This window comes from Parabacteroides sp. Marseille-P3160 (assembly GCF_900162725.1).
Taxonomy (GTDB): domain Bacteria; phylum Bacteroidota; class Bacteroidia; order Bacteroidales; family Tannerellaceae; genus Marseille-P3160.
This window is the reverse complement of sequence record NZ_LT799418.1, coordinates 391,077-405,709: the sequence shown is the minus strand read 5'-3', so window position 1 is coordinate 405,709 and position 14,633 is coordinate 391,077. Positions and strand designations below refer to the sequence as shown.

14 protein-coding genes are annotated in these 14,633 nt (G+C 45.6%); 13 read left to right on the top strand and 1 reads right to left on the bottom strand.

Annotated elements, in window-relative coordinates:
- Nucleotides 1–69: 69 nt before the first annotated feature.
- The 10 genes from cysK (at nucleotide 70) to BQ8014_RS01655 (ending at nucleotide 8,958) form a co-directional block, all read left to right on the top strand.
- Nucleotides 70–1,017: a cysteine synthase A gene (gene cysK / locus BQ8014_RS01700; protein ID WP_080902845.1), complete on the top strand. Its 948-nt coding sequence runs from the start codon at nucleotides 70–72 to the stop codon at nucleotides 1,015–1,017.
- Nucleotides 1,018–1,062: 45 nt separating this feature from the next.
- The gene (gene thiS / locus BQ8014_RS01695) at nucleotides 1,063–1,278 is read left to right on the top strand and encodes a sulfur carrier protein ThiS (RefSeq protein ID WP_080902844.1); all 216 of its coding nucleotides are present in this window, start codon (nucleotides 1,063–1,065) and stop codon (nucleotides 1,276–1,278) included.
- Nucleotides 1,271–2,083, top strand: a complete 813-nt coding sequence (locus BQ8014_RS01690; protein ID WP_080902843.1) for a HesA/MoeB/ThiF family protein — start codon at nucleotides 1,271–1,273, stop codon at nucleotides 2,081–2,083. Before thiS ends, BQ8014_RS01690 begins: the two co-directional genes overlap by 8 nt.
- A gap of 23 nt (nucleotides 2,084–2,106) precedes the next feature.
- The gene (locus BQ8014_RS01685) at nucleotides 2,107–2,634 is read left to right on the top strand and encodes a DsrE/DsrF/DrsH-like family protein (RefSeq protein ID WP_080902842.1); all 528 of its coding nucleotides are present in this window, start codon (nucleotides 2,107–2,109) and stop codon (nucleotides 2,632–2,634) included.
- 2 nt (nucleotides 2,635–2,636) lie between these two features.
- Complete coding sequence (locus BQ8014_RS01680) at nucleotides 2,637–2,861, top strand: sulfurtransferase TusA family protein (RefSeq protein WP_080905752.1); 225 nt, start codon at nucleotides 2,637–2,639, stop codon at nucleotides 2,859–2,861.
- Between the two features lie 4 nt (nucleotides 2,862–2,865).
- Complete coding sequence (locus BQ8014_RS01675; RefSeq protein ID WP_080902841.1) at nucleotides 2,866–3,261, top strand: M67 family metallopeptidase; 396 nt, start codon at nucleotides 2,866–2,868, stop codon at nucleotides 3,259–3,261.
- A gap of 12 nt (nucleotides 3,262–3,273) precedes the next feature.
- The gene (locus BQ8014_RS01670) at nucleotides 3,274–4,179 is read left to right on the top strand and encodes a serine O-acetyltransferase (RefSeq protein WP_080902840.1); all 906 of its coding nucleotides are present in this window, start codon (nucleotides 3,274–3,276) and stop codon (nucleotides 4,177–4,179) included.
- A 143-nt stretch (nucleotides 4,180–4,322) separates the two neighbouring features.
- Nucleotides 4,323–5,762 carry a family 2B encapsulin nanocompartment shell protein gene (locus tag BQ8014_RS01665; protein ID WP_080902839.1) on the top strand — a complete coding sequence of 480 codons (1,440 nt, stop codon included), beginning with the start codon at nucleotides 4,323–4,325 and terminating at the stop codon, nucleotides 5,760–5,762.
- Nucleotides 5,762–7,264, top strand: a complete 1,503-nt coding sequence (locus BQ8014_RS01660) for a cysteine desulfurase (RefSeq protein ID WP_080902838.1) — start codon at nucleotides 5,762–5,764, stop codon at nucleotides 7,262–7,264. The genes BQ8014_RS01665 and BQ8014_RS01660 overlap by 1 nt, the downstream gene beginning before the upstream one ends.
- A 254-nt stretch (nucleotides 7,265–7,518) precedes the next feature.
- On the top strand, nucleotides 7,519–8,958 hold the full coding sequence (locus BQ8014_RS01655; RefSeq protein WP_080902837.1) for a glycoside hydrolase family 140 protein: 1,440 nt from the start codon (nucleotides 7,519–7,521) through the stop codon (nucleotides 8,956–8,958).
- Nucleotides 8,959–9,165: 207 nt separating this feature from the next.
- Here the strand turns inward: BQ8014_RS01655 and ahcY are convergent, their stop codons facing one another.
- Nucleotides 9,166–10,584 carry an adenosylhomocysteinase gene (ahcY, locus tag BQ8014_RS01650; protein WP_080902836.1) on the bottom strand — a complete coding sequence of 473 codons (1,419 nt, stop codon included), beginning with the start codon at nucleotides 10,582–10,584 and terminating at the stop codon, nucleotides 9,166–9,168.
- Between the two features lie 360 nt (nucleotides 10,585–10,944).
- On the opposite strand from ahcY, the gene BQ8014_RS01640 reads away from it, so the two are divergent.
- Genes BQ8014_RS01640 through BQ8014_RS01630 form a run of 3 tightly spaced genes read left to right on the top strand, consistent with a single transcriptional unit; the run spans nucleotide 10,945 to nucleotide 14,621 of the window.
- Nucleotides 10,945–12,207: a nucleotide sugar dehydrogenase gene (locus BQ8014_RS01640; protein ID WP_080905751.1), complete on the top strand. Its 1,263-nt coding sequence runs from the start codon at nucleotides 10,945–10,947 to the stop codon at nucleotides 12,205–12,207.
- Nucleotides 12,208–12,213: 6 nt separating this feature from the next.
- Nucleotides 12,214–13,659, top strand: a complete 1,446-nt coding sequence (locus tag BQ8014_RS01635) for a lipopolysaccharide biosynthesis protein (protein ID WP_080902834.1) — start codon at nucleotides 12,214–12,216, stop codon at nucleotides 13,657–13,659.
- A gap of 29 nt (nucleotides 13,660–13,688) precedes the next feature.
- On the top strand, nucleotides 13,689–14,621 hold the full coding sequence (locus BQ8014_RS01630) for an FkbM family methyltransferase (RefSeq protein ID WP_080902833.1): 933 nt from the start codon (nucleotides 13,689–13,691) through the stop codon (nucleotides 14,619–14,621).
- Nucleotides 14,622–14,633 lie beyond the last annotated feature (12 nt).

The following is a 14,633-nucleotide window of genomic DNA, read 5'->3' as shown; positions in this document are numbered from 1 at the left end:
TGCCCTCATTTAGGGATGATTCTTAAAGAAAAGACGACTATCTTTGCAACAAACATTTAATTTTTCGTTATGGCACAAATCGCAAAAAGTTTAACCGAATTAATTGGTAAGACTCCTCTTCTCGAATTATCCGAGATTGAGAAAAAGTATGACTTACATGCACAAATATTAGCCAAATTGGAATCTTTCAATCCGGCACGCAGCGTAAAAGACCGGATCGGACTGGCTCTTATAGAGTCGGCGGAGAAAAAAGGATTAATAGATAAGGATACGGTTCTGATCGAACCGACCAGCGGAAATACCGGAATCGGGTTGGCTTTCGTCGCAGCCAGCAAAGGATACCGTCTGATCTTGACCATGCCCGAAACGATGAGTATCGAACGCCGCAGTCTTTTAAGGGCTTTGGGCGCTGAAATCGTATTGACTCCCGGACATGAAGGAATGGGCGGAGCCATTCGAAAAGCAGAAGAACTGAAAGCGACCTATCGGAAAGCATTCATTCCCCAACAATTTAAGAACCCGGCTAATCCGGCCATTCACCGGACAACGACCGCCGAAGAAATCTGGCAGGATACGGATGGAAAAGTAGATATCTTTATCGCCGGAGTCGGTACGGGAGGAACGATCACCGGTGTCGGGGAGGTTTTGAAAAACCGTAATCCGAAAATAAAAGTAATTGCTGTCGAACCGGCAGATTCACCGGTCTTATCCGGAGGGAAATCCGGTCCGCACAAATTACAGGGTATCGGAGCAGGATTTGTTCCGGAAGTATTAAATACACATATATACGATGAGATCTTTAAGGTGAAAAATGAAGAGGCTTTTAGGGTTGGCCGTGAGTTGGCGCGCGTCGAAGGATTGCTGAGCGGCATCTCCTCGGGCGCAGCCGCTTATGCGGCTATACAGATAGCCAAGCGGCCGGAGAATAAAGGCAAAACGATTGTTGTGCTGCTCCCCGATACCGGAGAACGCTATCTCTCGACCCAGCTTTATCATTATGAAGAGGAAGAAGAATAAACGAAATTGACAATAGACATAAACATTTTAAACACAAACGCAAAAATGGCTAAGATCACAGTAAACGGAGAAAATCAAGAGGTAGAATTACCCGCTACAGTGAATGACATCATTAGACTGAATAAGGTTAAGCAACCGGACATGGTGTCGGTACAGGTAAATGAGGGATTTATCAACCGGGACGAGTTTGGAACCTTTCAACTGAAGGAAGGAGATAGCATTGACTTCCTCTACTTTATGGGAGGAGGATCCGATGTTTGATTTCAGTGAAGACCAAATAAACCGTTACAGCCGCCATATCCTCTTACAGGATGTCGGCGTAGAAGGGCAGTTGAAAATCGCACAAGGTAAGGTACTCATCATCGGGGCTGGCGGATTAGGCGCTCCGGTAGCGCTTTATCTGGCAGCTGCCGGCGTAGGTACGATCGGTATTGTAGACGGTGATGTGGTCGATTTATCCAACCTTCAAAGGCAGGTCATTCACTTTACCCCGGACGTGAACCGTCCGAAAGTAGACTCCGCCAAGGAAAAGATAAACCTGATCAATCCGGATGTGAACGTCATTACCTACAAAGAATTCCTAACCTCCGAAAATGCATTGGATATCATAAAGGATTACGACTTTGTAGTGGATGGAACCGACAACTTCCCGGTAAAGTTTTTGATTAACGACGCCTGCGTAATGGCAGGGAAACCTTTCTCACACGGAGGAATTCTGCGGTTTGAAGGACAGACCATGACGTACGTGCCGGGCTCTGCCTGCTATCGTTGCCTCTTTCATATGCCTCCCCCACCGAATGCCGTACCGACTTGTTCGCAGGCAGGCGTACTGGGAGCCATTGCCGGAATGCTCGGGACTATTCAGGCGGCCGAAACATTGAAATATCTTACGGGAGTAGGCGAATTGCTGACCAATCGTCTTTTGACATTCAATGCGAAAACGATGGACTTCCGGAAGATAAAGACGCATCGGCGTGAAGACTGTCCTATTTGTGGAAAAAATCCGACAATTACGACGCTGGTTGACTATGAACAGGCCGTATGCGATCTAAAAGACCGGCATTAAAATGTCATTAAAAAGGTAAGAACATGAGTACGACAACAGACCTACAGGCAGCATTGGCTGCCCAGACCGAAGTAAAGCAACCCAAGAAGTTATCCCTGATTGCTTTCAGCGGTGATTTTGACAAACTTACCGCAACGTTTACCTTAGCGACCGGGGCAGCGGCCGTCGGATACGAAGTAAATATCTTTTTTACCTTCTGGGGATTGGACGCTGTCAAGAAAAAACAAGGGCGCGCTTTTGTCGGCAAAGGATTCCTTCCCAAATTATTCGGTTTCTTTATGGGCGGTCCGAAAGCGGCGCCGGTAAGTCGGTTGAACTTCCTGGGATTAAGCCCGAAGATTTTCCGTTATATGATGCGGAAGAACAATGTCGCCACACTGGAAGAATTAATAGAAGCAGCCAAAGCATTGGGTATAAATCTATATCTTTGTGAGATGGCGATGCATATCCTCGGACTGGAAAAAGACGACTTCGTCCACGAAGTCAAAGACGTATTAGGTGTCGCTACCTTTTTGGAAATTTCCGAGGGAGGTAGAACTTTATTTATATGATAATGGCAACACATAAGTTAGATATTACAAACGAACATTGCCCGATGACATTCGTGAAAACGAAACTGAAATTGGCGCAAATAGCAAAAGGAGACCGGCTGGAAGTCCTTTTATTGGAAGGAGAGCCGCTCCAGAACGTACCGAAGAGTGCGACGGAACAGGGTTTTCAGGTATTGGAAGTGAAACAGATAGACGGACCTGTCTATCAAGTAACCATTCAAAAGTAAACCTATGAAAATTAAAAAAGATGTTTATGAATCCATCCTCTCGCAAGCCCGGGCGGAATTGCCCGATGAGAGTTGTGGATATCTATTAGGAAGTAACGGGGTTGTGACCGTGAATCACGCCATGACGAATATCGATCACAGCCCTGAACACTTCTCATTCGATCCTCAGGAGCAATTCAATGTCCTGCGCTACGCCCGAAAGGAAAAATTAGAGGTTATCGGTAATTGGCATAGCCATCCCAATTCCCCGTCAAGGCCTTCCATCGAGGACATACGCTTGGCTTATGATCCGACAATTGCCTATGCGATTCTTTCCCTGGCAGGAGAGGAACCTGTTTTTAAGGCCTTTCGGATTACTGAAGGAGAAGTGGAGAATATTCCTCTTGAAATCATTGATTAAAAAAGGAATAGAATGAGTAGACCGACGGATGTAATCCTTAAAAATGTGGAGCTCCTGAGTATGGACTCCATCAAAGAATATAAATATATACCGCAGAAAGGAGAAGGTCCCATGCCAAGTATTCCACAACTGAAAGAGGTAGTGGAGTTGGTAAAAGCGATCCTTTTTCCCGGCTTTTTCAATGAATCCGGAAGGACGGGAGGAACACGGCAATACCATCTTGGTGTCCATTTAGAGCGATTATTTCTCCTGTTGGAGAAGCAAATCTCCCGTGGTTTGAATTTCTTTGCCGATCAGATCAATGGTGAAGTGGCATTAGACGCCTCGGAGCTTGCCGCCGCTTTTATCGACCGGCTTCCGGAGATAAAACGTCTGCTTTGTACGGATGTTAAAGCCGTTTTCGATGGCGACCCGGCCGCTAAAAGCTATGCCGAAGTCATCTTCTGTTATCCTGCCATCCTCTCCATGGTACACTATCGTATTGCCCACGAACTATTGAAACTCGGCATTCCCGTGATTCCACGTATCATTACGGAGTTGGCGCATTCAAAAACAGGAATAGACATCCATCCGGGTGCCCGGATTGGAGAATATTTCAGTATCGATCATGGCACCGGCGTAGTGATCGGAGAGACTTGTGAGATAGGAAACCATGTCCGCCTCTATCAAGGGGTTACCTTAGGAGCAAGGAGTTTCACGCTTGATGAACGCGGATTACCCCTGAATGTTCCCCGGCATCCGATTCTGGAAGATTATGTCATTGTGTATTCCAACTCTACCATACTGGGACGAGTCACCATTGGCCGCGAAACTATTATCGGCGGGAATGTCTGGTTAACCAATTCGGTTCCTCCGAATTCCCGGATCCTTCAGCAGAAAGCCCTTACAATGGCTTTCACCGACGGATTGGGAATCTGACAAAGCTCCTCCTTACATAAGCATCTTTTCATTGACAGGTTCTTTTAAGCACTTATGGAAAGATTTTTTTCCACAAACAAAAATAGACCAGGCATAGTAAAGATATCATTATAAAATATAACCGAATTAAAAAGTGAACGATTATGGCTAAGAATGATTTACAGCGCAGCGTAACGACTGCTACAGCCCGTCAATTGGCAAATACCACCAAGACTCCTCCTCAGATGGGGTCTATCACTCCCCGTCTTTTATTGAAACTACTCCCTTGGACACAAGTAGATTCGGGAACTTTCCGGGTCAACCGCACCAAGGTAGAACAAAAAAAAGCCGAACGGATCGAGATTGAATATTATGACGGTGTCCCGGCTTTCCGCTCGGAATCTCTACGCCGTATTCCCCTCTTCTCTTATATTGATGAAGACATTGTCAACCGCTTGGCGAAACGATTCCTTCCTGAAGAAATCAAACTCGGAGCCAACCTCATCAATGAAGGAAAAGATAAACAGAAATTTTTCATCATTGCTAGCGGACAAGCGGAAGTCTTGAGCAAAGGAACTCACGGAGAGGATCTCCGTATCGCATTATTGAGCGAAGGAGAATATTTCGGAGAAGCCGACCTGCTAGCAGATAAGCTCTCCTCCGTCACCGTACGAGCCGTTACGCCCGCCATTTTCTTCACACTGGATAGCTCCGAATTGGAGAATATTATCAGCGAGGTTCCCGATTTCCGCGAACAGTTCCAAAAAGCGGTCGACGAACATTTACGGGTAAAAGCAACTGTCAATACCCATGGCGAAAGGCATATCGACTTAGTTTCCGGCCATGACGAAGACCAAATCATTCCCGAGACCTATATCGATTACGAAGAATTCCCCCGGGAATATTCCTTGAATACCCTCCAGACCGTTGTCCGGGTACATACCCGCGTTTCCGACCTTTATAACGATCCGTATAACCAACTGGAACAACAGATCCGGCTCAGCATCGAAAGCATTAAGGAGCGTCAGGAATGGGAATTGATCAACAACCGTAAATTCGGATTGCTTGCCAGCGCCGATCCGGGCTACCGGATCTCTACCCGCTATGGAGCGCCGACTCCGGACGACCTGGATGAATTGCTCTCCCTGGTATGGAAAAGCCCCGCCTTTTTCATCGCCCATCCGCGCGCCATTGCCGCTTTCGGGCGGGAATGTACCTGGCGAGGCGTACCTCCGGCAACCGTAAATTTGTTCGGCACCGAGGTCATCACCTGGCGTGGTGTACCGATCATCCCTTCCGACAAAGTTGAAATCAAAGGACAATACCTTACCAATCGCGGCGTAGGCACTACCAGCTTCATACTGGTACGTACCGGGGAAAAGGAACAGGGCGTTATCGGCCTGCACCAGGCCGGCATCCCGGGTGAAATCGCACCGTCTCTCTCCGCCCGCCTCATGGGATTGGACAAGTTCGGCGTAGCGTCTTATTTATTAACCAAATACTTCTCATTGGCTGCCCTGACGGATGACGCAATCGCAGTCCTCGAAAATGTAGAGGTAGGTTACTATCACGATTATCAACATCGGAATAAAATAGAGAAATAATGGCTTACGAATTAGACAATCCATTCACCGGGGGCGGATGGGAAGATATCGGGAGGCTTCGCCAGATTGCTTCCCCATTATGTCCCGAGGAGGTGAAAGAGGAGGTCAGAGAGGTTTTTCCCGATGATGCGGAAGCCCTCGACCTCAGCCAAGTCTATGCCTCGTTAGAGAATTTGTTGAAGCCTTCCGGAATAGGGAGCAGCCACTCTTTCAACGGAGATTTCGGCATCGGTATCCCCGAAACCGAAGTGCTGCGCAAGATCTCATACAACGAAGAAGACACGCTGAATGTACAGGCCATCCGGAAGGACTTTCCGATTCTTCATCAGAAAGTGCATGGGAAGGACCTGATCTGGTTCGATAACGGGGCCACTACCCAAAAACCCCAGCAAGTGATTGATGCGATCAGTCATTTCTACCGGCATGACAATTCGAATATCCACCGGGGAGCGCATACGCTGGCGGCCCGTGCGACGGATGAATACGAAGCGGCCCGTGAGAAAGTGCGGAAATTTATCAACGCCGCTTCTCCCGAAGAAATCATTTTCGTCCGGGGGACAACGGAAGGGATCAATCTCATAGCCCAGACTTTTGGCCGCAAATATCTGGAACCGGGAGACGAAGTACTCGTTTCCACCCTGGATCACCATGCGAATATCGTCCCGTGGCAACTGATAACCAAGGAACGGGGAGCCAAACTGATTCCCATACCGATCAACGATAACGGGGATATCCTGCTGGACGACTATGAACGCCTGCTCGGCCCGAAGACTAGGATTGTCGCCCTGCCGCATGTCAATAATACCTTCGGAACGATCAATCCGATCAAAGAAATCATTGCTTCAGCCAAGCGCTGGGGAGCGCGTACGCTTATCGACGGGGCGCAATCAATTGCCCATACGCCGATCGACATACAGGAACTCGGAGCTGATTTTTTCGTCTTCTCCGGCCATAAAATCTATGCGCCGACAGGAATCGGGGCGGTCTATGGAAAGAAAGAAATGCTCAACCGGCTGCCTCCATGGCAAGGTGGCGGCAATATGATCCAGGATGTAACATTTGAAGAAACTCTATTCAACGTACCTCCCGCTCGCTTCGAGGCCGGTACGCCCAATGTGGCGGATGCCGTCGGATTGGGTGTTGCCCTGGACTATGTCAGCCGCATAGGTATTCATAATATTGAAAAATACGAACACGAATTGACAGAATACGCCCGCACCCAACTGGGACGGACCCCCGGCCTGACATTGATCGGGAATCCGAAGCGACGGGTAAGCGTCGTCTCTTTCGTATTGGACGATGTTCCCACGCCTGAAGTCGGTCGATTGCTCGACCAGGAAGGAATAGCAGTCCGTGCAGGGCACCATTGTGCCCAACCGGCCCTGCGCCGTCTGGGTTATGAAGCCAGCGTTCGCCCGACTTTCGCCTTTTACAATACAAAAGAAGAAATCGACAAATTGGTTACCGCCGTTCGGAAAATAATAAACGAACGCCGATCATAAATAACGATCTATTTAGGTTTGTGTGGTTTATGTTTTTAATAACGGATTGTTTGTGAAAACCGTCCGTTGTATCTAAAGGCTGCTTCCCTCCGGGAAGCAGCCTCTTTGTTTCCATAAACCACTTGCAAAGGTATAAAAATAAGATTAGTAATAAAAATTGCTACATATATGTCAACAAAATCTTATCTTCGCAAAAAGGATTCTCCCCGGAAAAAACAGACCTGATGTTAAATCTTAAAAACTTGAATCAATAGATGAAAAAAGTACTTTGCACTCTCCTCCTTGTCATGGGCTCTCTTTTGCTTTGCCATGCCCAGACATCCCTGCATGGGAAAATATTCGTTCACCCGGAAGGTCGGTATCTCCAATATGAAGACGGCACTCCGTTCTTCTACTTGGGAGATACGGCTTGGGAACTCTTCCACCGCCTCGATCGGGAAAGCGCACGCATGTATCTATCCGACCGCCGGATGAAAGGATACACCGTGATCCAGGCCGTCGTGTTGGCCGAGCTGGACGGGCTCAAAGTTCCGAATGCCTACGGCGATCTGCCTTTTACGGATCCCGGATATTCCCAGCCGAATGAAAACTATTTCCGCCAGGTGGATTTTGTGATCAACCTCGCCGATTCGTTAGGAATGGTGATCGGGCTGCTGCCTACCTGGGGCGATAAATTCAACAAGGCCTGGGGAGTAGGCCCCGTTATCTTCGACAGTCCCGAAAAAGCGGAAAAGTACGGCCGGTTTTTAGGGAATCGCTATAAAGAAAAGAAAAATATCATCTGGATCCTGGGCGGGGACCGTGACGCCAAAGGCTATGAAGAGATTATCCGGAAAATGGCCCGGGGTATCGCTCTCGGAATCTCCGGAAAAGAAGATTATTCGAAATGCCTGATGACTTTTCATCCGTCCGGAGGAGCAAGTTCCGCCACTCTCTTCCATTCGGACGAATGGCTGGATTTCAATATGCAGCAAAACGGGCATTGTTATGATACGGATGTATGGAACAGAATACAGGGGGAATATAACCGGACGCCCGTCAAACCGGTAATAGACGGAGAACCGCTCTATGACGAACATCCTATCTGCTTCGACCGGGATAAATACGGTACCTCTACCGATTTTCATACCCGTCGTTTTTTCTATCATGAGGTTTTCTCCGGCGCTCTCGGCCATACACAAGGATGCCATGCCATCTGGCAAATGTGGACGAAAGACAGGGAGCCGGTTAACGGGCCTCTCCGGACTTGGAAAGAATCGCTTCCACTTATCGCCTCCTATCAAATGGGATATGGGCGGAAATTAATCGAAAGCCGTCCTTTCTTCTCCCGTATTCCCGACCAGACGATCCTTTTGTCGGAAACCTATAACGCCAACGACCGCATTACCGCCACAAGGGATCGTTCCGGATCGTACGCAATGGTCTATACAGAATCCGGTAAACCTTTTGAGGTCGACCTTGGCAAACTATCCGGAAAGAAAATCCGGGCAAGCTGGTTCGACGTCCGTTCGGGGCAATTTATCGGAATCGGCATCTATGACGGAGGGAAACCTCAATGGTTTTATCCTTTGACCGAAGGGAAAGGCAACGACTGGGTATTGGTTCTGGATGACCTTGAAGCCAATTATCCTATCCGGCAGATTGGAAACGAAGATCTTCTCCCCCATCGGATAAACGGCAAAAAGAGGTTCTAAAAGCAGAAAAATTCAGTGTTTCGAATGGTTCAGAACTTGACTTGATTAAAAAAGGGGGGTGTCAAAAGTCATTCTCTTATTAACTAAAAAAATGATAGCTATGAATGAACACAGTCATAACTATGAACGAATGCAATCATAACTATGACTGCGCGCAGTCATAGTTATGAATTTCTTATAGCATTTTTCCTTAATTTTCAGTTCCTTTTAATATCGATAGTGATCGGCTTTGTAAGGGCCGTTGACCGATACCCCCAGATACTCGGCCTGCTTTTCCGTCAGCGTCGTCAGTTTTACTCCGATACGGGCGAGATGCAGGCGGGCTACCTCTTCGTCCAAGCGTTTCGGTAAGCGATAGACACCCACTTCATACGGTTTTTCCCAAAGATCCATCTGGGCCAATACCTGATTGGTAAAGGAATTACTCATTACGAAGGAAGGATGTCCGGTTGCACAACCCAAGTTCACCAGACGACCTTCGGCCAGCAGGAAGATGGAATTTCCCGTCGGAAATGTGTACTTATCGACCTGCGGTTTGATATTGACGTGTATGATGTTCGGATAGTTGACCAACTTGTCTACCTGTATTTCGTTATCGAAGTGACCGATGTTGCAGACAATCGCCTGATCCTTCATCTGCGCCATATGCCCGATCGTAATGATATCGCAATTTCCGGTCGTGGTAACAAAAATATTGCCTTCCTTGACAGCCTCCTCCATGGTTGTTACTTCAAAGCCTTCCATCGCGGCCTGCAAGGCGCAGATCGGATCGACTTCGGTCACGAGTACCCGTGCCCCGTAAGAACGCATCGAATGGGCGCAGCCCTTGCCCACATCCCCATATCCGGCGACAACGACTACCTTGCCGGCAATCATCACGTCGGTTGCCCGCTTGATACCATCTGCCAGAGATTCGCGACAGCCGTACAGGTTGTCGAATTTCGATTTCGTCACAGAGTCGTTTACGTTGATGGCCGGAACCAACAAATCACCTCGTTCCATCATCTGGTAAAGACGGTGTACACCGGTAGTCGTTTCTTCCGAAACTCCTTTCATTTCGGCCACCGTCCGGTGCCAACGTTGGGGATCTTCCGCCAGGATACGTTGGAGCGTATCCAGAATCACCTGTTCCTCGTGGTTCGCTCCCTTGCGATGAATCGTTTCAGCGTCATTCTCCGCCTTATACCCCCAATGAACGAGCAGCGAAGCGTCTCCCCCGTCGTCTACGATCAGGTGCGGTCCTTTCCCGCCGGGAAAACGAAGCGCTTGATCCGTGCACCACCAATATTCTTCGAGGCTTTCGCCCTTCCAGGCAAAGACCGGCACGCCGAAAGCCGCAATTGCAGCCGCTGCATGATCCTGCGTCGAAAAAATATTACAACTTGCCCACCGAACCTCTGCGCCTAAAGCAACCAAAGTTTCGATTAACACTGCAGTCTGAATAGTCATATGCAATGAACCGGTGATACGCGCCCCTTTCAGGGGAAGCGATGCGGCATACTTTTCGCGTACCGCCATTAATCCCGGCATTTCGTGTTCGGCGATTTCGATCTCTTTGCGTCCGAAATCCGCCAGATTGATATCCGCTACTTTATAAGGCAGATTATCAGGGAATAATTGTGACATAGTCATAAATTAAATTATACAAACGTTTACGCTGCAAAGATAATGAGAAAAGGGTTACTAGTGAAAAGTTTGCTTTCATAATTGCCGCTTGCCAATGATTCGATGGAATATTGCCGGATTTTTTTCGCACAAGCCAAATCTTTTTTTGAGTTGCGGCTTTCCAAAATCTTCCAGCCACCAATCAGAATCTCGGTGTCCGGGAATGTAAAAACAAAGGATTGCATACAAACAATTTTACACGAAATACAGCGTTTATTCAAAGAACAATCTGCTGCGAATATGTATATTTGCAGAAATTTTGTCATCTCAACATTGGGACTGACGGGATTTTGTTATACCCATGAGGTAAGTAAAAAAGAAATGAAAATCGGTATCATAGGATTAGGTTATGTAGGACTTCCATTGGCTGTCGCTTTCAGCGAAAAGTATCGGGTGATGGGGTATGACCTCAACACCGAACGAATCCGGGAACTGAAGGATGGCATCGACTGCACGAAAGAAACCGAGCCGGAACGGTTGCTTCGCCCACAAAAGACGAATGCCCTTATCCTGACTAATCGGACGGAAGACTTACGGGACTGCACGGTCTTTATCGTTACGGTACCCACCCCGATCACCCGGTTTAAAACACCGGATTTAGGGCCGCTCCTCTCCGCTTCGGATATGGTCGGCAAACTTCTGAAAAAGGGGGATACCGTCATTTACGAATCAACCGTCTATCCGGGATGTACGGAAGAAGATTGCGTGCCGGTACTGGAAAAGGCTTCGGGACTGGTTTACAATACCGATTTCTTCTGCGGCTATTCCCCCGAACGCATCAATCCGGGCGATAAAAAGCATACGTTGGCAACTATTAAAAAGGTGGTTTCCGGCTCCACGCCGGAAATCGCGGAGAAGATCGATGCCCTGTACCGTTCCGTCATTACGGCGGGAACATACAAGGCATCCAGTATCAAGGTAGCGGAAGCCTCCAAAGCGATTGAAAACGCCCAGCGAGACGTCAATATTTCATTCATGAACGAGCTGGCACTAATTTTTGACCGGATGGACATCGACACGCACGAAGTCTTAGAAGCGGCTGCCACAAAATGGAACTTCCTACCCTTCTCACCGGGATTAGTCGGCGGACACTGCATCGGAGTGGATCCTTACTACTTGCTTCACAAGTCGCAATGCCTGGGTTATAACCCGCAAGTGATTTTATCGGGACGGACGGTAAATAATGAAATGGGACGTTTTGTCGCCCAGAAGACCGTTAAGTTAATGATCCGTCGCGGCATAAAAGTCGTTGACAGCCGGGTTCTTATCTTAGGCCTCACTTTTAAAGAGAACTGTCCCGATACCCGGAATACCAAAGTCGTCGACGTGATAGACGAGCTAAAAGATTTCGGCATCAAAGTAGATGTTTACGATCCGTACGCCCTCAGAGAAGAAGTCCGGGAGGAGTATGGCATTACTTTATTGGAGACACTTCCGGACGTGAAGCAATACGATGCAATCATCCTCACGGTTGCCCACGATGCTTTTAAGAAAATAGATTTTAGCTTTACCCTTACCCGGCCGACCGTTCTTTTCGATGTGAAAAGCGTTTTGGATAAAAGTCTTGTTGACGGAAGGTTATAACAAAAGATGGCGGAACAAAGCTTAAAAGATAAGACTGCAAGGGGATTATTCTGGGGAGGAATAAGCAACGGACTGCAACAAGTATTTAGTCTTGTCTTTGGAATAATCTTAGCACGAATCTTAAATGCTGAAGATTATGGCATGATAGGAATGTTAGCCATTTTCTCAGCGATTGCTTCGAGCATCCTGGAAAGTGGCTTTACTAATGCACTTGCTAATAAAACCACGTTTAGCCATGAAGATTATAATGCCGTTTTCTGGTTTAATGTGTTAAGTGGAATTCTTTTATATATATTGCTTTTCTTTTTATCGCCTTTAATTGCTGAATTTTATAGGAAACCCGAATTAGTCGGTTTGTCACGTGTCGTTTTTTTAGGCTTCTTATTTGGTTCGATAGGAACGGCTCAACATGCTTATTTGTTTAAGAATGTGATGGTAAAAGAACAAGCTCAAATTACGATTATAGCTTTAGTCTTTTCCGGTATAACCGGAGTTCTTCTGGCCCTTTCAGGTTTCTCTTATTGGGGGTTAGCTATACAGTCTGCGCTTTATGCCGGAATAAGTACAATTTTGCGCTGGTATTTCTCGCCTTGGCATCCAACGATGCAGATTAATTTTATCCCTTTAAAAGAGATGTTTGGATTTAGTTCCAAATTATTCTTCTCTAATATATTCTACCAAATCAACAATAACATCTTCTCGGTGTTATTAGGAAAATTCTATAATGCAACTCAGGTCGGGCATTATACACAAGGACAAAAATGGATGTCAATGGGACAAACTTTTATTGGGAGTATGATAAACAGCGTGGCCCAACCGATATTAGCGCAAGTAGTAGAAGATAAAGAACGGCAATTAAACGTCCTTCGTAAAATGCTTCGTTTCGGAGCTTTTATATCTTTCCCTCTTATGTTAGGACTTGCATTCGTTGGAGAAGAATTTATAGTCATTTCCATCGGAGAAAAGTGGCGTCCTGCTGTACCTTTTTTACAACTGTTCTGTATCTGGGGAGCTTTTGCCTATTTATGGACATTATTTTCAAACTTGCTAATGACACATGGAAAATCTAATATTTATATGTGGATTACAATTTCTACCGGTTTATTGCAATTATTAATCATCTTTTTTATGTTCCCTTATGGCGTTTTGCCTATGCTTGTAGCCTACCTTAGTATCTTTTTCGTCGGATTATTATTACAAAGTTATTTTGTATATTACTTAATTCATTTATCTACAATAGACGTACTAAAAGATATTATTCCATATTTATCGATCACATTAATATCTTTTTTCTTCACCTGGTTGGTCAGCAAAAATATAGATTCTCTATATTTATCATTTGGGGTAAAAATAATAATGTCTGCATGTCTCTATATCTTGATTATGTGGAAAATGGATAGTGTTGTTTTTAAAGAATGCATTCTTTATCTGAAAGGGAAAAATAGAACATAATATCAATAGTTTATCTAACACGGTACAAAATGAATTTTATAAAAGATTGTTTTCGATTCTGGTTTAATCTGTTCGGATTTGATATCGTTAAAACAAGAAGAAAAAGACTTTTCTCGCAGTCCAACTCTGTCCGGATAGGAGATTTTGATTTAAAATTACCGAAGGGACATGCTCTACCCTCTTATTTGCTACAATTTCCATTTTATTCCAGAAATCTTCAACGCATAGTTTCATATATTAGCGAAAGAACCTCCTCAACTTTGTATATTATTGACGTAGGTGCCAATGTAGGAGACTCTGCCGCGTTAATTATGGAAAATAGTAAAGATGTGTTCATAACTTGTATCGAAGGAGATAAACAATATCTACCTTTTTTAAAAGCAAATCTCTCTTCATCGCAGAACATAAAAATAATCGACCAATTTTTATCTGATACAAATAAAGAGAAGAATCATCAATTAATTAATTCTGAAGGAACAGCCAGAATTATAAAAGGAGATTCCAATGCTTTTAAATTCACAACGATAGACCAGTTATATGAAGAGGAACCATGCATTGCTTCATCAAAACTATTGAAAATTGATACCGATGGATTTGACCTCAAAATCATAAGAGGAGGATTGAAGTATATCGCAGATAAGATGCCGGTCCTTTTTTTTGAATATGATCGAGAATTCTTAGATGCCAATGCAGATGATGGTATCTCTACATTGAAGACATTACAAAATATAGGATATACATTAATGTTAATATACGATAACTACGGAAAACTGTTATTATCGTTAACTGAAAAAGATTTTCCTTTATTTTCCCAGTTGGATGAATATATTAAAGGGAAAAAAGCGGCATTTCAATATTATGACATTTGTTTTATTCATCAAAAGGATGAAGAACTTTTCAGAACGATCGACGAGAAAGAACGTCTTTTTTTTAACCAACAGGTGAATACTCTACCCCATTAATTAGCAAAAAAG